This is a genomic window from Stenotrophomonas sp. STEN020 (assembly GCF_056760195.1).
In genome coordinates this window covers 1-26,651 of sequence record NZ_JBRREI010000048.1, presented here as the reverse complement: position 1 = coordinate 26,651, position 26,651 = coordinate 1, and the positions used below count along the sequence as shown (strand labels likewise).

Here is a 26,651-nt window from a genome sequence, read left to right as displayed (position 1 = left end):
CGCAGGCCACCGTCGCAGACCGCAAAGCGGTTGCGTGGGTACGGCGCAGCGGCAGCGCGATAAGCATCATTCGCCCTTGGCCTCCTGGAAGCCGTGGGTGACCACTTGCTGGACAACGGCGCCGATGTCGCCGGCACCCATCATCAACAGGAGATCGCCGTCCTGCAGCACGTCGGGCAGTACCGAAGCCAGATCGGCGGAATGACTCACCACCACCGGCTCACTGCGGCCCCGCGCACGGATGGCGCGCGCCAGCGACTTGGAATCGGCACCGGGAATCGGTGCTTCGCCGGCCGGGTAAACCTCGCTCAGCACCAGCGCGTCCACTTCCGACAGCACGGCTGCGAACGCATCGAACTGATCACGGGTACGGCTGTAACGGTGCGGCTGGAAAGCCACCACCAAGCGCTTGTCCGGCCAACCGCCACGAGCAGCGGCAAACACCGCTTCCAGCTCACGCGGGTGGTGACCGTAGTCGTCGATCACGCGCACCTTGGCACCCTTGTGGGTGGTGACTTCGCCAAGGTCGTTGAAGCGACGGCCAACGCCTTCGAACTTCTGCAGCGCAGCGGCGATGTCTTCCGGTGCCACGCCCAACTGCCAGGCCACCGCAGCGGCGGCCAGTGCATTGAGCACGTTGTGCTTGCCCGGCAGTGCCAACACCACCGGCACGCTGGTGCCTTCCGGCAGGCGCAGGGTGAAACGCATGCGCGGGCCATCCTGCACCACGTCTTCGGCGCGTACGTCGGCATTGCTGCTCAGGCCGTAGCTCATCACGTGACGCGGGGTCTTGGCAGCCAATGCAGCCACCTCCGGATCATCGATGCACAGCACCGCCAAGCCGTAGAACGGCAGGCGCTGCAGGAACTCGGCGAACGCTGCCTGCACGCGCGCGAAATCGTTGCCGTAGTTCTCAAGATGGTCGGCGTCGATATTGGTGATCACCGCCACCAGCGGATTCAGCCGCAGGAAGCTGCCATCGCTTTCATCGGCCTCGGCAACCAGCCACTGGCCGCCGCCAAGCTTGGCGTTGGCACCGGCCGCCAGCAACTGGCCGCCGATCACGAAGGTCGGGTCCAGCTTGCCTTCGCTCAGGATTGCAGCGGTCAGCGAGGTCGTGGTGGTCTTGCCATGCGTGCCGGCGACGGCGATGCCGCGACGGAAGCGCATCAGCTCGGCCAGCATCGCCGCGCGCGGCATGATCGGAATGCGCTGGCTGCGCGCTTCCATCAGCTCGGGGTTGTCTTCGCGGATGGCGCTGGAAACCACGATGCAATCGGTGCCCAGCACATTGGCAGCGGAGTGACCGCGCATCACGCGCGCACCCAGCCGCGCCAGACGGCGGGTGGCAGCGTTGTCGGCGTTGTCCGAACCGGAGACTTCATAGCCCAGGGTCAGCATCACTTCGGCGATACCGCTCATGCCGGTGCCGCCGATGCCGACGAAATGCACGCGCGGGAAAGCGCGGACCAGGTCGGTGGTGTCGTTGAGGCGGCGGATCATTGTTTGCCTCCGGCGAGAATGGGGAGTTGGGAATGGGGAATGGAGGTAGCTGCAGCGCTGAGCTGCATGCCTCCTTCGTTGCTGTTGGCGTTGCTGTTGTGCATTTGATCCTGCTTGTCTCGATTCCCATTTCCCGAATCGCCGTTCCCGGCTTCTTCCAGAATGATGTCTGCGATGCGTTCGGCCGCATCGACCTTGGCCAACCCACGCGCGGCTTGCGCCATCTGCATGCGGTGGCCGGGATTGTTTGCCAGCGTGCGCAGCACGCCTTCCAGATTGGTCGCCAGCGCGTCGTCCTGCTTGAGCAGCTCAGCGGCACCGCGTTCGACCAGATATTCGGCATTGCGGGTCTGGTGGTCGTCCACCGCAGCGGCGAACGGCACCAGCACGCTGCCGATACCCACAGCGCACAATTCGGCCAGAGTTGATGCGCCGGAACGGCACACCACCAGATCGGCCCAGCTGTAGGCGGCCGCCATGTCCTTGATGAACATGTCGACGCGGCCTTCCACGCCAGCGGCGCGGTAGGCCTGCAGCGCTTCTTCGTGCAGCTTCTCACCGCACTGGTGCCAGACTTCGATGGCGACGCTGTCACCCAGCGCAGCCATGGCCTTGGGCATGGCGTTGTTCAGGGCGCGAGCGCCCTGGCTGCCGCCCAGCACCAGGACCCGCATCGGGCCACTGCGACCGGCCAGACGCTGCTCCGGTGCCGGCAATGCGGCGATCTCGGCGCGCACCGGATTGCCGACCACTTCTTCCTTGCCACCGGCAAAGCTGCCCGGGAAGCCGGACAGTACACGGCGCGCAAAGCGCGACAGGATGCGGTTGGTCATGCCCGGCGCACGGTTCTGTTCGTGCACCAGCAACGGTAGGCCATGCAGGCGGGCAGCAATGCCACCGGGACCAGAGGCAAAGCCACCAAAGGCCACCACTGCACGCGGCTTGCGATCACGCAGCACATAACCTGCACTGCGGATTGCGCGCATCACCCGGATCGGCGCACCCAGCAAGGCCAGCTTGCCCTTGCCACGCAGGCCGGAGATGGCCAGCGTGTCGACATGGATGTCGTGCTGCGGCACCAAACGGGTCTCCATCGCGCCGTCAGCACCCAGCCAGGTGACCGGGATGCCGCGCTCGCGCAGCACCTTGGCCACGGCCAAGCCCGGGAAGATATGACCGCCGGTACCGCCGGCCATGATCATCACCGGACGTTGGTCCTTGTTGAGGTTCGCAGAAGCCATTACGCGATCCTCCCGAAGGTCGGCTCGACGCGCTGCTGCATGCGGCTGGTGCCGCGCGCGGCACTGCTCTGCGCTGCTGCGGCAACCGCCGTGGCGGTTTCCATGCGCGGCTCGGCCGCTGCGGCATCGTGCACTTCAGCCACATCCAACTCGACGCCGTCGAGGTCCTCGCGGACTTCCTGACGACGCACCGCGCGGTTGTACTCGTAGGACACGCGTAGCAGCAGCCCCATCGCCACGCAGGTCATCATCACGCTGGAACCGCCGGAAGAAATCAGCGGCAGGGTCAGGCCCTTGGTCGGCAGCATGCCCAGGTTCACGCCGATCGAGACGAAGGTCTGCAGGCTGATCCACAGGGCAATGCCGAAAGCGATGTAGCCGGCAAAGTGGCGACGCATTTCAATGCAGCGCATGCCCAGCCAGAACGCACGGCCGACCAGCAGCACGTACAGGCTGATGATGCCGCACACGCCAAGAAAACCCAGCTCCTCGGCGATCACCGAGAAGATGAAGTCGGTATGCGATTCGGGCAGGTAGTTGAGCTTCTGGATCGATGCACCCAGGCCAACGCCGGTCCACTCGCCACGGCCGATCGCCATCAACGCATTGGACAGCTGGTAGCCCGAACCCAACTGGTCCTGCCACGGGTCCATGAACGAGGTGACGCGACGCATGCGGTAGGGCTCGAAGATCACCAGCGCGATCAGGCCCGGCAACAGCAGCAGCACCGGCAGGATGATGCGCTTGATCTGCGCACCGCCCAGCACCAGCATGCAGGTGGTGATGCCCAGCAGCAGCATCGACGAACCGAAATCAGGCTGCAGCAGCAGCAATACGACCAGCACGCCGACCACCCCGACCGGCTTGAGCATGGCCTGCCAGGTGGCGTTGACCTCGTCACGGAAGCGCACCAGATAGCTGGACAACCAGACGATGTACAGCACTTTGACCGCTTCCACGGTCTGGAATTTGGAGAAGCCCAGGTTGATCCAGCGCTGTGCACCGTTGACGCTGCTGCCCAGGCCGGGCACGAACACCACGATCAGCAGCGCGAAGCAGCCCAGCAACAGCAGCTGGTTGTACTTCTCGATTTCCTTCAGCTCTACCCGCATTGTCACCGCTGCGAGGATCACGCCGATGGCGATGAAGATCAGGTGGCGGGTGAGGTAATAGAACGGGCTCTGCGTCAGCGCGATGGAGCTGGAAGCCACCATCACGATCCCGATCGAAGCCAGCGCCACGGCGGCGCCGAGCAGCCACTTGTCGTAGCTGCCACCAATGGCTTCAAGTCGGGTTGCCTGACGCGAGTAGTCGTCCATCAGCGCACCTTTAGCGTTGCCAGGCCGATCAACACCAGCACCACCGAGATGATCCAGAAGCGCACGATCACGCGCGGCTCCGGCCAGCCCTTCAGCTCGAAATGGTGATGGATCGGCGCCATGCGAAACACGCGCTTGCCGGTGAGCTTGAACGAAGCCACCTGGATCATCACCGACAGCGTTTCGATCACGAACACGCCGCCCATGATCACCAGCACCAGCTCCTGGCGCACGATCACCGCGATGGTGCCGAGCACCGCGCCCAGTGCCAGTGCGCCGACGTCGCCCATGAACACCATCGCCGGATAGGTGTTGAACCAGAGGAAACCCAGGCCCGCGCCGGCAATCGCCGCGCAGATGATGACCAGTTCACCGGCACCGGGAATCTGCGGGATCTGCAGGTAGCTGGAGAACACCGCGTTGCCCGAGGCATAGGCGAACACGCCCAGCGCACAGGCCACCAGCACCGTCGGCATGATCGCCAGACCGTCCAGACCATCAGTCAGATTGACCGCATTGGAGAAGCCGACGATCCAGAAGTAGGCAATCGCGACGAAGCTGATGCCTGCCAGCGGCAAGGCAATCGACTTGAACATCGGGATGTAGAAGGTCAGTTCCGCCGGCACCACCGCGGTCTTGTACAGGAAGATGCCGGCGGCCAGACCGAAGATCGACTGCAGCGCGTACTTCCAACGCGACTTCAGGCCGTTCGGATCGCGCTTGGCGATCTTCAACCAGTCGTCGTACCAGCCGATGGCGCCGAAGCACAGCATCACCACCAGCACCAGCCACACATAGCGGTTGCGCAGGTCGCCCCACATCAGCACCGAGACCAGCACCGTGGTCAGGATCAAGCCGCCGCCCATGGTCGGCGTACCGGCCTTGGAGAAGTGCGACTGCGGGCCGTCCTTGCGGATCGGCTGCCCGCCCTTGAGCTGGGCCAGGCGACGGATCGCCATCGGGCCCAACCACAATGACAGCGACAACGCGGTCAAGGCGGCGAGGATGCCGCGGAACGTAATGTAGTTGAACAACCGGAACAGGCCGTCCAACTGCTGCAGCCAACGGGCCAATTCAAGCAACATGTGTAGTGTCCTCGCCGCGCTTCAACAGCGCAGTCACAATCTTGTCCATGGCGCTGCCGCGCGAGCCCTTGACCAGGCAACGCACGCCAGCATGAAGTTCGGTTTGCAGCGCGGCGGCCAGCGCGGCATGGGAGTCGAAGTGACGCCCGCCTTCGCCGAATGCCGCCGATGCCGCTGCGCTCAGCGGGCCCAGCGTGTACAGACGCTTGAGACCGGCTGCGCGGGCACGCTGACCAGCCTGCGCATGCAGCGCCTGCGCGTCCGGGCCCAGCTCACGCATATCGCCCAACACCAGCCAACCCTCGCCCTTGCCTGCAGCCAGTGCGGTGATCGCCGCTGCCAGCGAACCCGGGTTGGCGTTGTAGCTGTCGTCGATCAGCACTGCGCCGTTGTCCAGCACATGCGCGACTTGGCGGCCGGCGACCGGGCGCGCCTGCGCCAGGCCTTCGACCACCAGCGGTAGCGCAATACCGGCTGCCAGTGCCATCGAGGCGGCGGCCAGTGCGTTCAGTACGTTGTGGCGACCCGGCAACTGCAACGCGACCTCGGCATCACCTTGCGGCGTGCGCAGCTGGAAGCGCGAACCAGCCTCGTCGAGCACGATGCTGGTCGCGGTGACGTCGGCGCTGACTTCCAGACCGAAGCGGATCACCTGATGCGCGCCAGCGCGCGCAGCAAAGTATGCAGAGAAGGTGTCGTCGGCATTGATCACCGCAACACCACCATCGCGCAGGTCGTCATAGACGGCTGCCTTGGTGTTGGCGATCTCCAGCAGGCTGCCCATCCGCTCCAGGTGCGCCGGCGCGACGTTGTTGACGATGGACACGTCCGGGGCGGCGATGGCGGTCAGATAGGCGATATCGCCCGGCTTGCCGGTACCCATCTCGTAAATGGCGAAGTCGGCGTCTTCCGGCGCGTCGATCACCGCCAGCGGCAGGCCGATCTCGTTGTTGCGGTTGCCCGGCGTCGCGTAGACGTGCTGGCCCAGCACCGCAGCAGCGTGCTGCATCACGGCCAACAGCAGGTTCTTCACGCTGGTCTTGCCGTTGCTGCCGGTGATGGCAAACACACGGGTAGCGCGCTGCTGCTGCATCGCCGCGGCAATTTTCGCCAGCGCCAGCTCGGTGTTGGCGACCACGATCTGCGGCACTTCCAGCGGCAACAGGCGATCCACCAGCAAGGCGCTGGCGCCCTGCTCGACCGCAGTGGCGGCAAAGTCATGGCCGTCAAAACGCTCGCCGCGCAGGGCGACGTACAGACTGCCCGCTGCCAGCGTACGCGTGTCATTGCTGACCGCATCGATGCTGACGTCGTCGCCGTGGATTTCGCCAGCGGCCCAATGGGCAATCAGCGACAGCGGCGTGCGCTTCATGGACGCACCTCCGCAGCAGTGGAACGGCGCGCCTGCAGCGCGCGCGATGCCACATCGGTGTCATCGAAAGGATGTTTGATACCTGCAATCTCCTGGTAGGGCTCATGGCCCTTGCCGGCGATCAACACGATGTCGCCGGCGCCTGCCTGTGCGACCGCAGCGTCGATGGCGCGGGCGCGATCGCGCACCACGTTCACCTGCGCAGGCGCCACAAACCCGGCCATGATGTCGGCGACGATCACGTCGCCATTCTCGCCGCGCGGATTGTCGTCAGTGACGAACACCACATCGGCCAATTTTTCGGCAATAGCCGCCATCTGCGGGCGCTTGCCGGTGTCGCGCTCACCACCGCAACCGAATACGCACAGCAGGCGGCCATCAAGATGACCATGCAGGCTGCGCAGCGCCTGTTCCAGCGCGTCAGGGGTGTGGGCGTAGTCGATGACCACGGTCGGCTCGCCCTGACCGCCGAGGCGATTCATACGGCCGCGGATCGGCTGCAGCTGGCCCAGCACCTTGGCGATGTTGACGCTGGTTTCGCCCAGGCCATGCAGCGCACCGGCCACGGCCAGCAGGTTGTCGACGTTGAAGCGGCCCAGCAGCGGCGAGCGCAGCGCGTGGCGCTCATTGCCAATGAGCAGATCAAAGCCCAGACCCTGCCCGTCCAGCACCAGATTCTCGGCGCGGATGGTGGCACCGGCCTGGCCGGTCGAGCTCAGGCCAATCGCCTGCACGTCAGCTGCCAGCGTGGTGATCAGTTCACGGCCGAAGGCATCGTCCAGATTGATCGCCGCAGCCTTCAGGCCCGGACGATGGAACAGCTTGGCCTTGGCCGCGCCGTAAGCTTCCATGTCACCGTGGTAATCGAGATGGTCACGAGTGAGATTGGTGAACACCGCAACGTCGTAATGCACTGCATCGACGCGGCCCTGATCCAAGGCATGCGAGCTGACTTCCATCGCCACCGCCTTGGCACCGCCATCGCGCAGCTGTGCCAGCACTTCATGCATCTGCAGCACCAGCGGCGTGGTGAAGCCGGTCGGCACCACATCGCCGTACAGGCCAACACCGAGGGTGCCGATCGAGCCGCTGAGCGTACCCAGCAGATGCCAGGCCTGGCCGAGCAGCTGCACGGTCGAGGTTTTGCCATTGGTGCCGGTGACGCCGACCATGGTCATCGCCCGCGAGGGCTGGCCGTGGAACTGGTCGGCCATCGCGCCCATGCGCGTACGCAGGCCGGGCACGGCGATGGCATCGGCCGGTGCCGGCAGTTCGGCCGGTGCCGGCGGATCAAACAGGATCGCGGCTGCGCCGGCAGCCTTGGCCTGTTCGACAAAGCCCAGACCATGCGCGCCAAAGCCGGCGATTGCGACGAACGCATCACCGGCCCGGATATGCCTTGAATCCAATACCAGGCCGCCGATCTGCGGGTCCTGTGACAGGACCAGATCCGGCAGCAGCTGTGACAATTTCATTGTGTGGCTCACTGGCGCACCTCCGTAGCGGCAGGCGTCGGAGCGACAGCCGTCGGCAGTGCGGCATCAAATTCGGCAGTGGCGTTCGGTGCCTCGTCCGGGTCCTGCGGAACTGGCAGCGGCGCAGCACTGCTGCCCGGCTTGCCGCCCACCTTGCCTGCGGCCTGCGCAGCCAGCCACGACTGGATGTCGTCCGGCGGCACGTCCATCAAGCGCAGCGTGCCTTCCATCACGTGATGGAACACCGGTGCGGAGACCAGACCGCCGTACTGCAGCGAACCCTGCGGGTCGTTGACCACGATCACCGCCGCATAACGCGGCGCGGTAGCCGGTACGACACCGGCGAACAGCAGGTTGTAGTGGCCGCGCTCGTAGCCGTTGGGGCCGTTCTTGCGCGCGGTGCCGGTCTTGCCGGCCACGTGGTAACCGAGGATTGCCGCTTGCTTGGCGCCACCATTGGTGACCACGGTTTCCATCATCCGCACGACTTCGCGCGCCACTTCCGGGTCGATGACCTGGCGTGCTTCGTTGCGCTGGCCCTTGATGAAGGTCGGCTGGATCACCTGCCCGCCATTGGCCAGCGCCGAATACGCCTGCGCGATCTGCAGCGGCGTCACCGACAGGCCGTAGCCGTAGGACATGGTGGTCTTGGTGGTGCCATACCAGCTCGGGCTGCCCGGGCGCGCGACCACACCCGACGATTCGCCGGGGAAGCCGCTGTTCGGAGCAACGCCGTAGCCGAAGCCACGCACCGAGTCGTAGAAGGTCTGATCAGGGATGCGCGCCACGATCTTGGCCGCACCGATGTTCGAGCTGCGGGTGATCACGCCGGTGACATTGAGCACGCCGTTGTTACGCGGCACGTCGCGGATGGTGTAACGGCCCAGCGACATATAGCCCGGATTGGTGTCGATGATCGTATCCGGGGTGACCACGTGATTCTGCAACGCAGTGGCAATGGTCAGCGGCTTCATCGTCGAGCCGGGCTCGACCAGATCGGTGACAGCGCGGTTGCGGCGCGTGTCCGGGGTCGCACCACTGACCGAATTCGGGTTGTAGGTCGGCAGGTTGGCCATGGCCATCACTTCGCCGGTAGCCACATCCATGATCACGATGGAACCGCCAGCCGCCTTGTTGGTGGTGACCGCGTTGCGCAGCTCGCGCATCGCCAGGAACTGGATGCGGCGGTCGATGCTCAGGGTCAAATCCTTGCCCGGCTCGGCAGGACGTACCAGATCAATGCTCTCGACGATCGCGCCCTTGCGGTCGCGGATGACACGCTTGGCGCCCGGCTTGCCGCGCAGCCATTCGTCGAAGGCAAGCTCCAGGCCTTCCTGGCCGAGATCATCGATGTTGGTGAAGCCGAGCACGTGTGCCATCGCCTCACCCTGCGGGTAGTAGCGACGGAACTCGCGTTGCGAGAACACACCCGGAATCTTCAGCGCGACCACCTGCTCGGCCACATCCGGATTGATCCGGCGGCGCAGGTACATGAATTCCTTGTCGGCCTTCTGGGTCAGCTTGGTGGTCAGTTCATCCACCGGCAGCGACAGCGCGCGCGCCAGCTCGGGAATACGCTCGGGCGTGCGCAGCAGCTCCTGCGGATTGACCCAGATCGAGGCCACCGGCGTGGACACCGCCACCGGCTCGCCATTGCGATCGGTGATCATGCCGCGCGAGGTCGGGATCGGCACATCGCGCAGGAAGCGGGCTTCGCCTTCGCGCTGGTAGAAATCGTTGTTGATCAGCTGCACATACGCGGCACGGCCGACCAGCGTCACCGCACACAGACCCAGCCCCACGCCGACCATCAGCATGCGGTTACGCAGGTTGAACTGCGTGCGGGTACGGTTGCGGATAGGCTTGGTCATGGCCGGATCACCACGATGTCAGCGGCCTCGGGGAACTTCATGCCCAGACGGCCACGGGCTTCCTGGTCCACGCGCGTGGCCTGGGCCAAGGTTGCCTGTTCCAGCTGCAGGCGGCCGAACTCGATGTTGATCTCGTCGCGCGCGTGTTCCAGCTTGGACAGCTCGACGAACAGCTGGCGGTGGCGATGGCGCATGAACACCACGCCGATTGCCGAGGCAATCGTGCACGCCAGCAGGACGATCAACAGCAGGCGGCTCATCCGGCCACCTCGCACTTCTGGGCCACACGCAGCACCGCGCTGCGCGAGCGCGGGTTCATCGCCAGCTCGTCGTCATCGGCCTTGATGGCACCGCCGATCAGTTCCAGCGTCGGCACGAACGCCTGCAGTTCCGGCAGCCGGCGATTGGTCGGCGGCGCCTTGGCATGACGGTTCATGAATTGCTTGACGATGCGGTCTTCCAGCGAATGGAAACTGATCACCGCCAAACGGCCACCGGGCTTGAGCCGCGCCATCGCCGCGTCCAGACCGGCTTCAAGGTCGGCCAGCTCGCGGTTGATATGGATGCGGATGGCCTGGAAGCTGCGCGTGGCCGGATGGATCTTGTCCTTGCCACGCGGCATCACCGAGGCGATCAGCTCGGCCAGTTCAGCAGTACGGGTGAACGGCTGCTTCTCGCGACGGGCAACGATGGCGCGGGCGATGCGACGGCTCTGGCGCTCATCGCCATAGGTGAACAGCACGTCGGCGATTTCGCGGTCTTCGGCGCGGTTCAACCAATCCGCAGCGCTTTCACCCGAATCCGGGTCCATGCGCATGTCCAGCGGACCGTCCTTGCCGAAGCTGAAACCACGCTCGGCCACGTCGAGCTGCGGCGAGGACACGCCCAGGTCGAACAGAACACCATCCAGACCGGCAGCGGTTTCGCTCCAGTCCAGCAGATCGGCAAAGCTGCCGCGATAGATCGAGACTCGGCCGTCCGGCGCGAAGTCGCGCTCGGCCACGGCAATGGCCTCGGGGTCCTTGTCCATCACCAGCAGGCGCCCGTCCGGGCCGAGCTGGCGCAGCACGCCACCGGCGTGACCGCCACGACCGAACGTGCCATCCAGATAAGTACCGTTTTCGATCACCCTCAGGCCGTCAAGGACCTGGGTGTACAGCACCGGCAGGTGAGCTGCCGGCGGCTGCGACACCGCTGGGTGACCGGCCTGCGCTCCACCGCGCACCCGGGCACCCCGGCTCACAACTTCAGATCGAGAAGCCCATCGCCCAGATCCTCATCAGACAATGTCTGCTGGATCAGTGCGCGATGCGCTTGCTCGCTCCACAATTCAAACTTTTCACCCATGCCCATCAGCACTGCTTTCTTCTCGATGCCCACCGCGCTGCGGTGACTGGACGGCAGGCTGATACGGCCATTGCCATCCAGTTCCAGATGGGCGGCCGAGCCGACAAGCTTCTGCTGCAGGGTGCGCACTACGCGCTGGGTATTGGGCTTTGCCATTACGTCGTCCCGCACCCGCTCCCACTCCTGCTCTGAGTACAACCACAAGCAACCGGCTTCGAACGGGTTGTAGGTCAGCACAAGGCGATTACCGCTGGCACGCGCAACCAGGTCGCGGTAGGCGGTTGGCACCGCCATGCGTCCCTTGTCGTCAACCGTGATGGCAGTCTCACCCTGGAACACGCCTGTGGCACCCGTTCGTTGGTTTTGCTTGGGAAGTTATTGAACCACGAAAAACCACAAAAAACCCGGTTTCCCCTCTGATGCCCACCTTAGCAGCGGCCTTAGGGTTGTCAACAACTTTCCGCGCACAAAATCACGTGCCGCATCAATGGTTTGCACCAATGTTTAGAGAGTTGTTCAAGGTTTATCCACAAGTTACTGGTTTACTTCGAATTTTGAGATTTGTATGAAATTCAGTGGTGTAGAGGTGGCGTGAAAACAGGGCCACAGCCCAGCCGCCATTCAGGCCCACATGGCTGACACCCGCGCAAAACGGCACACTCCGTGCATGTGCCTTGTCGCCCTCACCTGGAAAGCCCACCCGCATTGGCGCCTGCTCATGGCCGGCAACCGTGACGAGTTCCACGCCCGCCCCACCGCGCCGTTGCAGCGCTGGCCATCGCCTTACGACAACGTGATCGCCGGCCGCGACCTGCGCTCCGGCGGCAGCTGGATGGGCGTGAATCTGCGCGGGCAGGCAGCCGTGGTCACCAATGTGCGCGACCCGAGCGCAGCCACCGGTGGACCTTCGCGTGGCGAGCTGATCGCCAGCTACCTGGCTGGCGGACAGCCGGCCACGGACTATGCCGACACACTGGCCAGCCGGGCGCCGGAGTTTGCACCGTTCAATCTATTGGTCGCCGACGCTGAAAGCTGCAGCTATCTAGGCAACCATCCGCAGGCCCGGCAGGATCTGGCGCCGGGCGTGCACGGCATGTCCAACGGTGCGCTGGATGCACCCTGGCCCAAGACCCGTCGCTTGATGAGCGTGATTGAGAATTGGTTGGCCGCAGGAAATGACGGCCTGGAGCCGCTTTGGGCCGCGCTGGCCGATGAGCAGCAGGCCGCGGACGCACAACTACCGGCTACCGGTGTTCCACTGGAGTTGGAACGACGCTTGTCTAGCGCGTTCATACGCGGAACTGACTACGGCACCCGCGCCAGCACCATCGTGGCGATCGGCACGAATGGAGGGGGATTCATCCACGAGCGTCGCTTCGGCCCAGATGGTGTGTATCTGGGAGAGACGCGCGTGGAGATTGGAAAGGAAGGCTTAGGCTCCTAGCCCCCTCACCTTGGCCGAAGCTTGGCCCCCTCCCTTTCGCCGCAGGCGAAGGGGAGGGTTAGGGAGGGGTGCTTTGGCTTTGGCTTTGGCTTTGGCTTTGGCCCACAGCCAAAGCAAGATCAAAATCTCCCCCCATCCGCCCTTCGGGCACCTTCCCCCGCAAGCGGGAGAAGGGAAAGAACACAGCAAGGCAGGAGCAGGAGCAGGAGCAACAGCCAAGGCCAAAGCCACGGCAACAGCAACAGCCAGAGCCAGAGCCAGAGCCAAAGCCAAAGCCAAAGCCTCAGCCTCAGCCAGAGCCTCAGCAAGAGGCAGAGGCAAGAGGCAAGAGCAAGAGCAAGAGCAAGAGCCACAATCACAATCATGGCCAGAGCTCGAGCCGAAAGCAGAGCAAAAGCCACAGCCACAAAAGCTACAGCCGCACTTTCCCCGCCACGATGCGCAGCGAGCCAAGCAAAAAATCCGAAGAGCAACAGCCCCCTTTAGTAAAGGGGGCGCGCCGACAGGCGCGGGGAATTGGAAGGCCAGAGGCCCGGGGCCCAAAGTTTTGCAACGCAAAACTTTGGGGCTTTCATCGCCCGCCAGGCGATGAAAGCGGCGGAGCCGGCCGATAAGCCGGGTTTTGTCGTGGACAGTCATTCCTCTAGGCGCTACGTCACCGTAACGCTCAAGCAACCTACCCGGACCCGACGCGGGCCACGCCATTAGGTCCCTATTTGGTCTTGCTCCAGGTGGGGTTTGCCGTGCCGGTCTGTTGCCAGACTCGCGGTGCGCTCTTACCGCACCATTTCACCCTTACCACGCGCCCGAAGGCCGTTCGGCGGTATCTTCCTGTTGCACTTTCCGTCGGCTTGCGCCGCCCAGGCGTTACCTGGCACCTTGCCCTGTGGAGCCCGGACTTTCCTCGGCATTCCCGAAGGAATGACGCGACTGTCTGGCCGACTCCGCCGCGCGCATTATCGCACGTCCGGCACACCACCGGCCGATCATTTCATTCAGCTGCAAACACCTGGTAATGCAGCGGTCGCACTCCCTCCGCAGTGAATGACAGCAGCCAACCTTCATGCAGGATGTCGATCTGCTGGAAGTCCGCATGCGCGCCACTGTCCCGCAATTGCCGCGACAACTCATCCAGCGCGGCCAACGCCCAGCTGCGCAACACCGCCGGATCGGCATCTTCGACAAAGGCAACAGCCGGCAACGGCCAGTTGTCGTACAGCAACAACACGTTGCGCGCTTGACGGGCATAGCCTGGCTTGTGCAGCACCTGACGCTTTTTCTCTACCGCCCAGCGCATCACTTCCACCCACAGCCGCTCAGGTTCATCGCCCGCCCATGGACTGCCTTCATAGGTATCAGCCAACAACTGACGCAGCAGCGGGCTATCCCATTCGGCCCGCGCCTCCTCGGCGCGGTGACCTGGCACCGGCCGCACCCAACCGGAATTGATGCCGTTCAACTTGGCCTGTAGCTGCTTGAAGGCCTCCGGCACCACTTCCATGCACTCCACGCCAACCCGGTCAGTACCGGTATCCAGCATGAAATCCGGGCTCTCGCGCTTGCTCACCCGCAACGGATAGACCAGCTGCTCCGCCCAGGCAGTCAACCAGCGCACCATCATCCAGCGCTCGCGCTGGGTCTTGATCTCGCCGCCAGTGCCGCCCGCCAACGGATGCTCGCGCAGGTCCAGTTGCTGGCGCAGGCTGGCGGCATCGGCCGCCGCCCACATCGCCTCAGTCGTTGCTGCCCTGTCCATACAACGCCTTGCGCGGCGCACCGCTCAGTTCGGCCGCCAGCTTGGCGGCAGTGGAAGGCGGCAGGTGCTCGTTCAACTTGGCGTACAAACGACGGCCTTCGGCGATCTTGGCTTCTTCATCGTCGCCGGCGCCCTGAACCATCACCACGAACTCGCCCTTGCGCTGGTTGTCGTCGGCCAGCACCTTGGCCAACAGTTGCTCCAGGCTGCCATCGAGCACGGTCTCGAACAGCTTGGTCAATTCCCGCGCCACCACCGCCGGACGCTCACCACCAAATGCAGCCACCATGTCGGCCAGGGACTCGGCAATACGGTGCGAGGACTCGTAGAACACCAGAGTGCCGGTCTCGGCCGCCAGCTTGTTCAGGCGCTCGCGCCGGGCTGCGCCTTTGGCCGGCAGGAAGCCTTCAAACAGGAAGCGATCACTGGGCAATCCAGCCACACTCAAGGCGGCAATTGCCGCGCAGGCGCCTGGGATTGGGCTGACCTTGACCCCGGCCGCGCGCGCCGCGCGCACCAGGCGGAAGCCCGGGTCACTGACCAGCGGCGTGCCAGCATCGCTGACCACCGCCAACGACTCGCCGCCCAGCAACCGTGCCACGACGCGCTCAGCCATCGCCTCTTCGTTGTGGTCGTGCAGAGCCACCAAGGGTTTGCTGATGCCGAAATGCGATAGCAGCTGACCGGTATGGCGGGTGTCTTCCGCACAAATGGCGGCCACCGAACGCAGTACCTCCTGTGCACGCGGACTCAGATCGCCAAGGTTGCCGATCGGCGTGGCAACGACATACAAGGTGGCAGCAGCAGTACTCATCATCGGTATTTCCGTGGGCCAAGGGTAGAATCGTACCGTTTCCCCCGCCCGGCACTGCCGCGCCCTGTCGAACGGACCTCAAATGAACAAGCCAGCCGCACGGATTTCCGCCCTGTCATTGTCGATGCTGCTGTTCGTCGGCTGCGCCACCACCAGCGTAGCGCCGACCAGCTCACCAGCCCAGCAGGCCGCCATCGCCCTGCTTGAACAAGGCAAACCGCGCGACGCCGCACAGCAACTGGAAGCCCAGGCCGCACTGGTACGCGGCGCCGCCAAGAGCCCGCTGCTGGCCGATGCCGCCTTTGCCTGGCAGGAAGCCGGTGACAGCGCGCGTGCGCGCATGCTGATGGCACAGGTGCAGCCGCGCCAGCTGTCCGGCGCCACCCGCCAGCGCTTCAACCTGCTGCAGGCCGAACTGGCGCTGGGCGACAAGCAGCCGGCCACCGTGCTGCAGGTGTTGACCGAAAATCCGGCAGCACTGCCGGCGCCACTGCAGGCACGCTGGTACCTGGCCCGCGCGCAGGCGCTGGAAGCCAGCGGCGACGCCTTTGCAGCAGCCGCCGAGCGCGCCCGCGCCGGCACCCTGCTCAGCGGCACGGCACGCATTGACAACCAGCGCGCCATCACCCGCCTGTTGGCCGGCCTGAACGACGCCACCCTCAGCAGCCGCGCCGCCGCGCTGCCGGTCGGTGACCCGCTCTACAACCACGCTGGCCGCGCGATGATCGGCCGTGGCCTGCCGCTGCCGCGTCCGTTCGACCGCGACACCGCCTCGCAGCTGGATACCAGCAAGCGCCCGGCCGCCGATGCCGACGGCTACCGCCCACCGGTGAAGATGGCGGTGCTGTTGCCGCTCAGCGGCAATCTGGCCGCCGCCGGCGCCTCGGTTCGTGATGGCCTGCTGGCCGGCTACTACGGCGAAAGCCGTCGCCGCCCGGCCATCGACTTCATTGACACCAAGGGCACCGCCAGCGGTGCCGGCGCGGCCTACGACAAGGCGGTCGGCAACGGCGTCGACTTCATTGTCGGCCCGCTCGGCCGCGACGAAGTGGACGCGCTGTTCCACCGCAGCGAACTGCCGGTACCGCTGCTTGCCCTGAATCGCGGCAAGGACGCGCCGCCGCCGGGCAGCGCGGCTTTCTCGCTGGCACCGGAAGACGATGGTTTGATGGCTGCCGAGTACCTGCTGGGTCGCGAGCGCCGCAATGTGCTGGTGATCGCCAGCAGTGACGATGCCGGCCGTCGTTCCAGCAGCGCTTTCAAGGAGCGCTTCAGCGAGCGCGGCGGCAAGATCGCCGCGACCATCACTGTCGGCGAAGTGCCGGCTGACATCACCGCACAGCTGCGCCAGGCAACCGGCATCGACGCGATCCTGCTCGCGGTCAAGGGCAACCAGGCGCGTGTACTGGCGCCGCAGCTGGCCTTGGCCGGCTTGGGCGGCGTCAGCCGTGTCGGTACCTCGCAGTTGACCGCCGGCACCGGCAAGGCCGAAGACGACGTCGCCCTGGATGGCATCGCCTTCCCGACCGATGCCTGGAGCAGCCGTGGCGTTGCCGGCCTGCCGGCGGCCGCTACTGTGGCCACTACGCTGCCGACCGCACGCGGCGGCGCAGGCCGCCTGTTCGCCTTCGGCTATGACGCCTGGAAGATCACCGCTTACATGGAAAAGCTGGCCAACAGCACCAGCGGCGGCCTCAGCGGCGCCACCGGCACCCTGCACCTGGACGGTTTCGGCAATGTGCTACGCACACCGGCCTGGTCCACATTCAGTACCGGCCGCCCGGTTGCCATCGGTGATGGTCGCTGAGCAGAGCGAACGCGGTGCAGCGGTGGAAGCCGCTGCCCGTGTCCTGCTTGAAAAGGCCGGGCTGCAGTGGCGGGCCAGCAATGTGCGCTTTCGCGGCGGTGAGCTGGATCTGGTGATGTACGACCGCGATGCAGCCAGCCTGGTATTTGTCGAAGTGCGCTACCGCCGCTCAACCCACTTTGGCGGCGGCGCTGCCTCCATCGATATCAACAAGCGCCGCAAACTGGTCCGCGCCGCCCAGCTCTACCTGAGCCAACACCCCGCATTGGCCAACAGCCCTTGCCGCTTCGACGTGGTCGAAGCCAGCGGCGAACCGCCACGCCTGAACTGGATACGCGACGCGTTCCGCGCCGACGATTGCTGATGCCAAGCATATTCACCCACGCCGCAATCCCACTCGCACTGTGGTGCGCCAGCGAGCGCGGACGCGTTTCCACGCGCCTGCTGGGTGCGGGCGTTGTGGCGGCGATGCTGCCCGATGCCGATGTACTGGCCTTCGCCCTGCATATTCCCTATGCCGATGATTTTGGCCATCGCGGCGCCAGCCACTCGCTGTTGTTCGCCACGCTGTTGGCAGCGCTTGCAACCGCATTCGCCAAGGCACTGCGCGCAAGTCGCCTGCAGGCCTTTGCATTCGTCTTCATCTGCGCCTTGTCGCATCCTCTACTGGATGCACTGACCTCCGGCGGTCTCGGCGTCGCACTATGGTGGCCGTGGAGTGACCAGCGCCTGTTCGCACCGTGGCGACCAATCCGCGTATCTCCGTTCGCCAATAATTTCTTCAGCGCACGCGGCCTGCAGACCGTGCTGTCGGAGCTGCGCTGGGTATGGCTGCCGCTGTTGATCGCTGTAACCGGCTGGCGCCTGATCCAACACCGTAACCCCGAAGCAAGTGGAACCCCATGACATTCCTGCCCGCGGCTTTCGTACAAACCCTGTCGCAGTTGCTCGGCGATGACTGGCATACCGATGCCGCCAGCTTGAACGCGCACGCACAGGACAACTCCTGGCGGCATGCCCTCCCACAAGGCGTCGCGCTGCCCAGCAACCGTGAGCAGGTCCAGGCCATCGTCCGCGCCTGCCGCGAACACGGCGTGCCCCTGGTCGGGCGCGGTACCGGCACCGGCACCACCGGTGCTGCAGTGCCAACTGCTGGCGGCATCGTGCTGTCATTCGCGCGCATGAACCGCATCGTCGCGATACAACCCGGTGATCGCTGTGCGGTGGTCGAACCCGGCGTACTCAACGGTGACCTGCAACAGGCCTTGATGCCGCATGGCCTGTTCTGGCCGCCGGACCCTTCCAGCGCGGATATCTGCAGCATCGGCGGCAACCTGGCCTGCAATGCCGGCGGCCCGCGCGCGGTGAAGTACGGTACCAGCCGCGACAACGTACTCGGCCTGGTAGCGGTCACCGGCACCGGCGAGCTGATCCAATGCGGCGGCGCTTACACCAAGGATTCCACTGGCTACGACCTCACCCATCTGCTGGTCGGCAGCGAAGGCACGCTGGCGCTGATCGTCGAAGCCACACTCAAGCTGACCCCTCGCCCGCGCAGCCAGGCTGGCCTGCGCGTGCTGTACCGCGATGCCGAAGCGGCTGCCGCAGCCGTATCGCGGGTGATGGCACAGCCGGTGACGCCGACCACGCTGGAATTCATGGATGCACGCAGCCTGCAGTTGTTGCGTCACAACGGCGCACAGGTGCCCGAGGCCGGCGCGATGCTGTTGATCGATACCGATGGTGATGACGACACCCTGCCCTATCTATTGAACGCCTTGGCAGAAGCCGCTGAAGGTGACGGCATGCTGGCGCTGGATGTGGCCACCGATGGCAGCGCGCGCGACAAGTTGTGGGCAGCGCGCCGCGCCCTTTCGCCGGCGCTGAAGACCATCGCGCCAGGCAAGATCAATGAAGACGTGGTGGTGCCGGTGTCGCAGATTCCGGCACTGGTGGAAGGCGTGCAGCAATTGTCGGCGCAGGCGGAGCTGCCGATCGTGACCTTTGGTCATGCCGGCAACGGCAACCTGCACGTCAATATTCTTTATCACCCTGACGATGCCGACGAGAACGCGCGTGCGCATGCTGCCTTGCCGAAGGTATTTGCGTTGGCCCTGCAGTTGGGCGGCACCTTGTCGGGCGAGCACGGCATTGGTCTGGCCAAGCGCGATTTCATGCCACAGGCGTTTTCCGCAGGTACCTTGGCGACGATGCGTGCGATCAAGCAGGCGTTGGATCCGGACGGCATCCTCAATCCTGGCAAGGTGTTGCCGGAGGCGTAGGGCCCGGCTGGCCGTAGTGCCGAGCCATGCTCGGCAGGGGGGGCTTTACAAGCGCCACGTCTGACAGCTCACCGGCTTCGCGGCTTACGCCGCTCCTACAAACCGAGGCCGCTCCTACGGTTCCGCTGGCTCAGGCAATCGATTCCGCGTAGCGACACGACAGCAACGCCTTGATCAGGAAATCGACCTGGCTGGTTTCGCGCGCGTCCACCCACATCACCGGCAGGCGGTGGCCTTCGCCGGCCAAGGCATTGCGGAACTCGCTGAAGCTGAAATCAGGCTCACGGTCCTGGCAGGTCACGCCCACTGCAAAGCAGGCGTCCGGTGCCAACGCACGGAAGCGCTCCAGCAGTGTCAACGTACTTGGCAGCGCGCGCGGGTTGAGTGCGCTCACAAGTACGATCACGCCGATTGCACCTTCGGCCACGATCGGCCACATGAAATCCAGGTAGGCCTGGCCCGGCACGCCATAGACATGCAACAGCTCACCATCGCCCAGTTCAATGGAGCTGTAATCCAGCGCCACCGTGGTGTGCGATTTATCTTCGAATGCGTCCAGCGCCGCGTCGTCGCTGATCGGCATTTCCGTACTGATCGGTTCCATGTCCGAGATCGACCGGATCGCAGTCGTTTTACCCGCACCCATTTCACCGACAAAAACCAACTTGGTTGCCATAGCCGTCAGACCTGAAGCCCCTTGGAGAAGTTGAGCCCGAATCGCTTGGCGATACGTGTGAAGAAGCCGGACACCTTGTTGCCAGAACCCTGCGCGGGAGCAAGCTCGGCGCCACTGCCATCAAGCAGCCCGGTACAAGCCGCCGCGGCCATGATACGGGCAATATCATCCAGCGACGTGCCGGTCGCCTGGGCCAGTTCGCCCGACTGCCATGCCCGTCGCATCATCGCCGCCATCGGCAACAGCCATTGCACTGGCAATTTGCCGGTTTCCACCTCGGGCCAGCCGCGCAGCTGACATGGGCTTGCGCTCTCCCGTTGCAGCAGCGGCTCCGGCGACAGTGCTGCCGCCTGCCAACAGAAATCCTCGAATGCATGGGTGCTGACCGCGTCGGCCATGCAATCATCCACCGACTCGGCGCTGCCAAGCTGCGACAGGGTCCAACCCGGCTCGGCAGCGGCCTTGAGGAAATTTTCGTAGGGCAGATCGCGCAGCAGGGTTACCCGCGTATGCGTAGCATCGATCAGCAGCTTGACCAGGCCCATGTGCAGCAGACAGGGCTTGCCCTTGCTGCCACTCAAACTGCGAAACAGCGTACGCGGCTTGAAACGCTCGCCACTGTCATCAGACGCCAACAACAGCTGTCGCAACTGCTGGAAAATGTCGCGGACGCTGGCGCCATAGGCCACGCCCGGAATAGTCAGACCCGACAGCATCTTGCGCGTGACCGCCAACACCGGCAAACCCTGCTGGTTGGCCTCGCGCAGCAACTGCTGGCCATTGCTGTCATCGATGCAGGCCACCAGCAGATCCACCTGCTGGTGATTCCACTCCTGCACCTCGGCCTGGATGTACTCGGCCATCAGCAACGAGCTGGCAACCTTCAGCCGCATCATGTGCAGGACATCCAAACCCTGACAGCCGATCACGGCGGCAGAGATTTTGCGGGCGGGTGCACTCATCGTGTCGATCGGTTCTGTGAGTCGAAGCACTGCTGGCGCACCACTGCTCCGTCGCGGAGCAGTGGTGCGTCATTGCATCACTTGAAATCGAGCGTCTGTTCGAACGACTTCAGCTCGTGACGTGCCAGCGCCAGGTTGGCGCGCGAACGGTCCAGCACCACGTACAGGAACAGGTCCGCATTGCTTTCCAGCGGACGAACCAGGTGGTACTGCTTGGTCAGGGTGATCAGAATGTCTTCGATCGCATCGGTGATGCCCAGCGAAGCGGCAACGCGACGCTTGGCGCGCACTACTTCGGTATTGCCAGCAGCGGCAACTTCCAGATTGATCGGACCACCACCCAGCATGCCCAGGGCCATGCCGCTATCGCTGTCGACCAGTGCAGCACCGACGAAACCAGCGATCTCATTCAACTTGTCCAGCTTGACGTTCCCAGCCATTTGATTCTCCATTCCTGATCGATTGATGCGTAAGTGTCGAGTGCAGCCATGCCGCTGTGCAGCGCTGGCAACACCTCGGTTTGTCGTACCCGAACCCGTTCACCCGCGCTGCCTCCCTGGCATGCCAGGCAAGCTGCAGCGCCGATGATTTACAGCCAGAGAGTTACAACAACACCTTGATCCGCGCCGCAGCATCGCGAGCGGCGTACAGCAGGATTGCAAGGGAGGTATCGGCATGGCCGAGCGCGGCCAGCGTATAGGGCCGGTCCGCAGCAACGCGTACCAGCACCATGCTGCCCTGTGAGGTGGACATGGTCACGTAGTCGGCCGCCGTCAGGCCGAGCTCGCGCGACAAGGTTTCCCCAAGCGTCAGGAAGGAATTGCTCATCGCTGACAAGCGTCGTGGATCGAGCTTGTTCAACGAACGGTGAGCGATCGCACGGCCATCGGCCGTGGAGACCAGCAGCATGGAAATGCCAACGTTGCGGTCGATGACGGTGTCGAGTGCTGTTTCCAGGGCACGGCTGTCAACCGTGACCGAGGGTGTACCTACATCACTCATCTTCGCCCGTACCTTTTCCAACGTTGCTGTTTCCACGACTACTTCCCCCTGTTTGCTGTCGCCGGATGCAGACTCTCGATTGCATCAAACCGCGACGTCCATCACGAACGAGATGGTAATTATGAATACGTGGATGCCGCGTGAACACTGAAACCCGTCTTACTGCTTGCGGGGCTCTCCCCTATTCCCCGAGGCCTGAAAAGTGGTTGTAGCCTTGCCTTGAAGCCGCCAGCACAGCACCCTCCTGGTTGATCACCTGTACCCCTGTTCCGGCTCGAATATAGCCAATCCGGGTAAGCGGAACTGCTACGGATGCCATGGTTTCGTGCACCGCCTGCCGCAGTGCCTGCGGCGCGGTGAAGCACAACTCATAGTCGTCGCCGGCACTGCCACGCAACGCCATGAACGCCTCGGACAGGCCCGCCTGCGCGGCCGCCGACGAGGCCGGCAACGCGTTTTCAAGTACATCGGCGGCAACCCCGCTGCGTGCGCAGATGTGGCCCAGATCGGCGAGCAGACCATCGGATATATCCACCGCAGCACTCGCGATACCCCGCAACGCACGGCCCAGTTCAACCCGCGGCGTTGGCCGCGCCAGGCGCTGGCGTAGATGCTCCAGCGCTGCATCGCCTGCAATCCGGCTTACATCCAAGGCCTGCTGCTGCCACAACGCCAGGGCCAGACCGGCTTCACCCGGCACGCCACTGACCCAGATGTCGTCGCCAAGCTGCGCACCATCACGGCGTAATGCCTGCCCCGCTGCTGCCTGGCCCATCGCGGTGATCGAGATCGACAGCGGACCACGCGTGGTGTCACCGCCAATCAGGGCGATGCCATGCAGATCGGCCAGTTGGAAGAAACCTTGGGCGAATTGATCGACCCAGTCCGGATCGGCATCGGGCAGCGACAGCGACAAGCTGCACCAAGCCGGTTGCGCGCCCATTGCGGCCAGATCGGACAGATTCACCGCCAATGCCTTCCAGCCGATATCGGCGGGCGGCGTTTCCGCCGGAAAGTGCACACCTACGTTGAGCGTATCGGTGGTCACCACCAGCTGCTGGCCGGGCGCCGGCTGCAGCAAGGCCGCATCGTCACCAATGCCGAGCACGATGTCAGCGCGCGCGGCGGTACGACTACGGATCCGTTCGATCAGTCCAAACTCGTCAAGGCTCATGATCGCGCTCCCTTAAAAACAACAACGCCGGTGCCGATGATGCCGGCCCGGCGCTGTAGCAAACCCCATCGGTGGCGAAACCGCCGCCGTCGGTTATTGGTTGGATTCAGTCTTGCGCCACTCTAGCGCGGCACGATCAAGCACGCCATTTACGTAGGTATGGCCGTGTTCGGAGCCGAAACGCTTGGCGGTTTCGATGGCTTCGTTGATCACCACGCGGTACGGCACGTCCTGGCGGTAACGCAGCTCATAGGCTGCCACGCGCAGCACTGCACGCTCGATGGCATCGACTTCTTCAACGGCGCGGTCGACGAACGGGGCCAGCGCCTCGTCCAGATCACGACGGTTGTCGAGCACGCCACGCAGCAGACTTTCGAAATACACCAGATCGGCGATTTCATGGGCCTGCTCATGGGCAAACTGGGCCAGCAGCGACTCGGCGTTGCCGCCGGAGATCTGCCAGGCGTAGATGGCCTGCAGGGCACGGCGGCGCGCGCGCGAGCGCAGCACCGGATCGATGCCGTCGCGACGGACCGGCTTTCCGGCAGGCTTGCCGTTGTTCTTGTTGTTCATGGCAGCTGTTCCAGAAGATTGACCATTTCAATTGCCGCCAAGGCGGCTTCCTCACCCTTGTTGCCGTGGCTGCCGCCTGCGCGGGCCTCGGCGTCTTCCACCCGCTCCACCGCCAGCACGCCATTGAGCACCGGCACGCCGAAATCCAGCTGGGCGCGCATCAGGCCTTCGGCACAACGGTCGGCAACGTGCTCGTAATGGCGGGTATCGCCACGGATCACACAGCCCAGGGTGATGATTGCAGCGTGCTGCCCGGCCGCAGCCAGGCGCGCCGCAACCAGCGGGATTTCCCAGGCACCGGGTACACGCACCACGTCGATGGCGTCCTCGCCGACACCGTTGCCGGCCAGGCTCTGGCGTGCGCCGGTCACCAGCGCATCGGTGATGCGGGCATTCCAGCGGCTGGCAATGATGGCAAAACGGGCCGAACCGGCCGGGCGGAGGTCGCCTTCGTAGTGGCTCATGGGGGCGTGGGGTTCCAAAAGGTGGGTAAGTCTAACGTGCGGGGGCTTAACCCGCGACGCAGAAAGCGGCTGCAAGCCCGGTCCAGCCGGGCTTGCAGGTCATGCCAGTGGCTCAGGGCTGCACGGTTTCGACGATTTCCAGCCCATAACCGGCCAGGCCGATCTGCCGGCGCGGGGTGCCGAGCACGCGCAGCTTGCCCAAACCCAGGTCCGACAGAATCTGTGCGCCGGCGCCGTTGCGGCGCCATTGACCTACATCCTTGTCCTTGCCGGGGGTGACCGGTGCCGGCTGCTGACGCAGACGGGCCAGCAGGGAATTGGTGTCACGCGGTGCCGACAGCACCACCATCACGCCGCTGCCGGCGGCGTCGATGGCGCGCAGTGCATCGGTATTGGCCACGCCGAAGTCGTCACGACGCCAGTGCAGCAGGTCGGCCAGCGGGTTTTCCACCTGCACGCGGACCAACGTCGGGGTTTCCTTGTCCGGGGTGCCACGGACCAGTGCGAAATGCAGGTCGTTGGCGATGCGGTCACGGTAGGTGACCAGCTTGAAGGCGCCGAACTCGGTGTCGATCTCGCGCTCGTCCACACGTTCGACGGTGTGCTCGGTGGCCAGGCGGTAGGCGATCAGGTCGGCGATGGAGCCCATCTTCAAACCATGCTCGCGGGCGAACACTTCCAGCTCCGGGCGGCGCGCCATGCTGCCGTCGGGGTTGAGGATCTCCACCAGCACGCCAGCCGGTTCCAGCCCGGCCAGCATCGCCAGATCGACGCCGGCTTCGGTATGACCGGCACGGGTCAGCACGCCGCCCGGCTGGGCGATCAGCGGGAAGATGTGGCCCGGCTGGTGCAGATCGGACGGCTTGGCATTGGCCTTCACCGCGGTGCGGATGGTGTGGGCACGGTCATGCGCGGAGATGCCGGTGGTCACGCCTTCGGCGGCTTCGATGCTGACCGTGAAATTGGTCTGGAACTGCGCGGTATTGGCCTGCACCATCGGTGCCAGGCCGAGATCGGCTGCACGGGTACGGGTCAGCGGCAGGCAGACCAGGCCGCGGCCGTGGGTGACCATGAAGTTGATGTCCGACGCCTTGACCAGCTCGGCGGCCATGATCAGGTCGCCTTCGTTCTCGCGGTCCTCGTCATCAACGATGACCACCATGCGACCGGCGCGGATTTCTTCCAGCAGTTCGGGAACGGGGGCGAAATTCATTGTGCGGCTCCTTGGCCCAGCAGGCGCTCGACATAGCGGGCGACCAGATCGATTTCCAGATTCACCGCACTGCCCACGCCGGTGGCGGAGAACGCGGTATTGGCGACGGTGTGCGGGATCAGCGCGACTTCAAAGCCTTCGTCATCGGCTTCGTTGACGGTGAGGCTGACACCATCCACGCAGATCGAGCCTTTCTTGGCGATGTACTTGAGCAGCGGCTTGGGTGCGGCAAAGCGCCAGCGCAGCGCACGTGCATCCTCATGGATGGACAGCACCTTGCCGAGGCCATCGACATGGCCGCTGACCAGATGGCCACCGAGACGGTCGGTTGGGCGCATGGCGCGCTCAAGGTTGATCACGGCACCTTCGGCCAGGCCACCAAGGGTGGTCAGGTCCAGGGTTTCGGTTGAGGCATCGGCCTTGAAGCTGCTGCCGTCGAAGTCAATGACAGTCAGGCAGACGCCGTTGACGGCGATGCTTTCGCCCATCTGCACCTGCTCGAACGGCAGGCTGCCGACGGCAAAGGTAAAGCGGACATCGCCGCCGATGGGTTCGCGTGCGGCCAGACGGCCGACGCCTTCGATGATTCCAGTGAACACTAACGTTCTCCGCAGTAGATGAGCGAAAAACGCCGCAAGGCAAACAGGCGCACGGCCCCCGCAAGGGGCCCGAAACACCGTCTTCTTTCATCCGGACTATGACCGTCGGCTCCGGAATCTGACCGGATCTGCTGACCTCCAACCGGGCAGCCGCACTGCTGTGCGGACCTTGCTGGAGCGCTCGCGGGCTCGTGCAGCGCCCTTTTGGAGCATTGCACCTACCGCCGGTGGGGAGTTGCACCCCGCCCTGAAGACGTTTGTGAGTGCCGGCGAACCGGCCCGGTGATTGTACCAGCGCCGCCCCGGGGAAGGCCCTGGCCGGGCTGAACAAGTGCTTCCCATCAATGGAACGGGCCAGATAGCCAGCGTAGTGCCGAGCCATGCTCGGCAAAGGCTTTACCAGCGAAAAGCGGCCCTCACCCCAACCCCTCTCCCGCACGCGGGAGAGGGGCTAAAGCGAGGGGCTAAAGCGTAGTGCCGAGCCATGCTCGGCAAGGGCCTTACCGGCAAAAAGCCACCCTCACCCCAACCCCTCTCACGCACGCGGGAGAGGGGCTAAAGCGTAGTGGGGGGGGGGGGGGGGGGGGGGGGGGGGGGGGGGGGGGGGGGGCGGGGGGGGGGCGGGGGGCCCGCGGCTGTAAGGGGGGGCCGGGCGCCGCCCCCGCGGGGGCG

Annotated in this window: 26 protein-coding genes, 1 other RNA gene and 1 riboswitch; of the genes, 5 read left to right on the top strand and 22 right to left on the bottom strand. The window is 64.7% G+C overall.

What is annotated here, in order from left to right; genetic code table 11:
* Positions 1-66: 66 nt before the first annotated feature.
* From murC to mraZ, 10 genes are read right to left on the bottom strand one after another with little or no spacing between them, the layout of a single operon-like run.
* Complete coding sequence (gene murC, locus ACVOLZ_RS17295) at positions 67-1,503, bottom strand: UDP-N-acetylmuramate--L-alanine ligase (protein ID WP_481517191.1); 1,437 nt, start codon at positions 1,501-1,503, stop codon at positions 67-69.
* On the bottom strand, positions 1,500-2,744 hold the full coding sequence (gene murG / locus ACVOLZ_RS17290; protein ID WP_481517190.1) for an undecaprenyldiphospho-muramoylpentapeptide beta-N-acetylglucosaminyltransferase: 1,245 nt from the start codon (positions 2,742-2,744) through the stop codon (positions 1,500-1,502). The genes murC and murG overlap by 4 nt, the downstream gene beginning before the upstream one ends.
* The gene (gene ftsW / locus ACVOLZ_RS17285; RefSeq protein WP_481517189.1) at positions 2,744-4,063 is read right to left on the bottom strand and encodes a putative lipid II flippase FtsW; all 1,320 of its coding nucleotides are present in this window, start codon (positions 4,061-4,063) and stop codon (positions 2,744-2,746) included. Before ftsW ends, murG begins: the two co-directional genes overlap by 1 nt.
* Positions 4,063-5,148, bottom strand: a complete 1,086-nt coding sequence (gene mraY / locus ACVOLZ_RS17280) for a phospho-N-acetylmuramoyl-pentapeptide-transferase (protein ID WP_481517188.1) — start codon at positions 5,146-5,148, stop codon at positions 4,063-4,065. The genes ftsW and mraY overlap by 1 nt, the downstream gene beginning before the upstream one ends.
* Positions 5,138-6,520 carry a UDP-N-acetylmuramoyl-tripeptide--D-alanyl-D-alanine ligase gene (locus ACVOLZ_RS17275; protein ID WP_481517187.1) on the bottom strand — a complete coding sequence of 461 codons (1,383 nt, stop codon included), beginning with the start codon at positions 6,518-6,520 and terminating at the stop codon, positions 5,138-5,140. The genes mraY and ACVOLZ_RS17275 overlap by 11 nt, the downstream gene beginning before the upstream one ends.
* Positions 6,517-7,995, bottom strand: coding sequence for a UDP-N-acetylmuramoyl-L-alanyl-D-glutamate--2,6-diaminopimelate ligase (locus ACVOLZ_RS17270; protein WP_481517186.1), 1,479 nt, complete (start codon positions 7,993-7,995; stop codon positions 6,517-6,519). The genes ACVOLZ_RS17275 and ACVOLZ_RS17270 overlap by 4 nt, the downstream gene beginning before the upstream one ends.
* A gap of 8 nt (positions 7,996-8,003) precedes the next feature.
* Positions 8,004-9,866 (bottom strand): peptidoglycan D,D-transpeptidase FtsI family protein, encoded by a 1,863-nt coding sequence (locus tag ACVOLZ_RS17265; RefSeq protein WP_481517185.1) that lies wholly within the window; start codon positions 9,864-9,866, stop codon positions 8,004-8,006.
* A complete protein-coding gene (ftsL, locus tag ACVOLZ_RS17260; RefSeq protein WP_282266357.1) occupies positions 9,863-10,126 on the bottom strand; it encodes a cell division protein FtsL in 264 nt (87 codons plus the stop codon). The genes ACVOLZ_RS17265 and ftsL overlap by 4 nt, the downstream gene beginning before the upstream one ends.
* Positions 10,123-11,091: a 16S rRNA (cytosine(1402)-N(4))-methyltransferase RsmH gene (rsmH, locus tag ACVOLZ_RS17255; protein ID WP_481517199.1), complete on the bottom strand. Its 969-nt coding sequence runs from the start codon at positions 11,089-11,091 to the stop codon at positions 10,123-10,125. Before rsmH ends, ftsL begins: the two co-directional genes overlap by 4 nt.
* A 14-nt stretch (positions 11,092-11,105) precedes the next feature.
* The gene (gene mraZ, locus ACVOLZ_RS17250) at positions 11,106-11,552 is read right to left on the bottom strand and encodes a division/cell wall cluster transcriptional repressor MraZ (RefSeq protein WP_057627453.1); all 447 of its coding nucleotides are present in this window, start codon (positions 11,550-11,552) and stop codon (positions 11,106-11,108) included.
* Between the two features lie 328 nt (positions 11,553-11,880).
* Here mraZ and ACVOLZ_RS17245 point away from each other — a divergent pair, with 328 nt between their 5' ends.
* Positions 11,881-12,657, top strand: a complete 777-nt coding sequence (locus ACVOLZ_RS17245; protein WP_481517184.1) for an NRDE family protein — start codon at positions 11,881-11,883, stop codon at positions 12,655-12,657.
* 595 nt (positions 12,658-13,252) lie between these two features.
* Here ACVOLZ_RS17245 and rnpB read toward each other — a convergent pair.
* The 3 genes from rnpB to rsmI all read right to left on the bottom strand — a co-directional run bounded on the left by rnpB (position 13,253) and on the right by rsmI (position 15,227).
* Positions 13,253-13,603: RNase P RNA component class A (rnpB, locus tag ACVOLZ_RS17240), an RNA gene on the bottom strand.
* A gap of 45 nt (positions 13,604-13,648) precedes the next feature.
* Positions 13,649-14,413 (bottom strand): hypothetical protein, encoded by a 765-nt coding sequence (locus tag ACVOLZ_RS17235; protein ID WP_481517183.1) that lies wholly within the window; start codon positions 14,411-14,413, stop codon positions 13,649-13,651.
* Positions 14,391-15,227, bottom strand: coding sequence for a 16S rRNA (cytidine(1402)-2'-O)-methyltransferase (rsmI, locus tag ACVOLZ_RS17230; protein ID WP_481517182.1), 837 nt, complete (start codon positions 15,225-15,227; stop codon positions 14,391-14,393). Before rsmI ends, ACVOLZ_RS17235 begins: the two co-directional genes overlap by 23 nt.
* Positions 15,228-15,309: 82 nt before the next feature.
* Here rsmI and ACVOLZ_RS17225 point away from each other — a divergent pair, with 82 nt between their 5' ends.
* From ACVOLZ_RS17225 to ACVOLZ_RS17210, 4 genes are read left to right on the top strand one after another with little or no spacing between them, the layout of a single operon-like run.
* Complete coding sequence (locus ACVOLZ_RS17225; protein ID WP_481517181.1) at positions 15,310-17,034, top strand: penicillin-binding protein activator; 1,725 nt, start codon at positions 15,310-15,312, stop codon at positions 17,032-17,034.
* Positions 17,024-17,398, top strand: a complete 375-nt coding sequence (locus tag ACVOLZ_RS17220; RefSeq protein ID WP_481517180.1) for a YraN family protein — start codon at positions 17,024-17,026, stop codon at positions 17,396-17,398. The genes ACVOLZ_RS17225 and ACVOLZ_RS17220 overlap by 11 nt, the downstream gene beginning before the upstream one ends.
* On the top strand, positions 17,398-17,940 hold the full coding sequence (locus tag ACVOLZ_RS17215; RefSeq protein WP_481517179.1) for a metal-dependent hydrolase: 543 nt from the start codon (positions 17,398-17,400) through the stop codon (positions 17,938-17,940). Before ACVOLZ_RS17220 ends, ACVOLZ_RS17215 begins: the two co-directional genes overlap by 1 nt.
* The gene (locus tag ACVOLZ_RS17210; RefSeq protein WP_481517178.1) at positions 17,937-19,316 is read left to right on the top strand and encodes an FAD-binding oxidoreductase; all 1,380 of its coding nucleotides are present in this window, start codon (positions 17,937-17,939) and stop codon (positions 19,314-19,316) included. The genes ACVOLZ_RS17215 and ACVOLZ_RS17210 overlap by 4 nt, the downstream gene beginning before the upstream one ends.
* 130 nt (positions 19,317-19,446) lie before the next feature.
* Here the strand turns inward: ACVOLZ_RS17210 and ACVOLZ_RS17205 are convergent, their stop codons facing one another.
* The 9 genes from ACVOLZ_RS17205 to ACVOLZ_RS17165 form a co-directional block, all read right to left on the bottom strand.
* Positions 19,447-20,001: a GTP-binding protein gene (locus ACVOLZ_RS17205; RefSeq protein ID WP_481517198.1), complete on the bottom strand. Its 555-nt coding sequence runs from the start codon at positions 19,999-20,001 to the stop codon at positions 19,447-19,449.
* On the bottom strand, positions 19,998-20,954 hold the full coding sequence (locus ACVOLZ_RS17200) for a hypothetical protein (RefSeq protein WP_481517177.1): 957 nt from the start codon (positions 20,952-20,954) through the stop codon (positions 19,998-20,000). Before ACVOLZ_RS17200 ends, ACVOLZ_RS17205 begins: the two co-directional genes overlap by 4 nt.
* Positions 20,955-21,031: 77 nt before the next feature.
* Positions 21,032-21,394 (bottom strand): roadblock/LC7 domain-containing protein, encoded by a 363-nt coding sequence (locus ACVOLZ_RS17195; RefSeq protein ID WP_481517176.1) that lies wholly within the window; start codon positions 21,392-21,394, stop codon positions 21,032-21,034.
* 163 nt (positions 21,395-21,557) lie between these two features.
* Complete coding sequence (locus tag ACVOLZ_RS17190; protein WP_481517175.1) at positions 21,558-21,956, bottom strand: roadblock/LC7 domain-containing protein; 399 nt, start codon at positions 21,954-21,956, stop codon at positions 21,558-21,560.
* 181 nt (positions 21,957-22,137) lie between these two features.
* Entirely contained in the window at positions 22,138-23,130 is a 993-nt protein-coding gene (thiL, locus tag ACVOLZ_RS17185) for a thiamine-phosphate kinase (RefSeq protein ID WP_481517174.1), read from the bottom strand.
* Positions 23,131-23,223: 93 nt separating this feature from the next.
* On the bottom strand, positions 23,224-23,703 hold the full coding sequence (gene nusB / locus ACVOLZ_RS17180) for a transcription antitermination factor NusB (RefSeq protein WP_481517173.1): 480 nt from the start codon (positions 23,701-23,703) through the stop codon (positions 23,224-23,226).
* A complete protein-coding gene (gene ribH, locus ACVOLZ_RS17175; protein WP_481517172.1) occupies positions 23,700-24,167 on the bottom strand; it encodes a 6,7-dimethyl-8-ribityllumazine synthase in 468 nt (155 codons plus the stop codon). The genes nusB and ribH overlap by 4 nt, the downstream gene beginning before the upstream one ends.
* Positions 24,168-24,279: 112 nt before the next feature.
* Positions 24,280-25,380 (bottom strand): 3,4-dihydroxy-2-butanone-4-phosphate synthase, encoded by a 1,101-nt coding sequence (gene ribB / locus ACVOLZ_RS17170; protein ID WP_481517171.1) that lies wholly within the window; start codon positions 25,378-25,380, stop codon positions 24,280-24,282.
* A complete protein-coding gene (locus ACVOLZ_RS17165; protein ID WP_481517170.1) occupies positions 25,377-25,979 on the bottom strand; it encodes a riboflavin synthase in 603 nt (200 codons plus the stop codon). Before ACVOLZ_RS17165 ends, ribB begins: the two co-directional genes overlap by 4 nt.
* A gap of 75 nt (positions 25,980-26,054) precedes the next feature.
* Positions 26,055-26,238, bottom strand: a riboswitch (FMN riboswitch).
* Between the last annotated feature and the right edge of the window lie 413 nt (positions 26,239-26,651).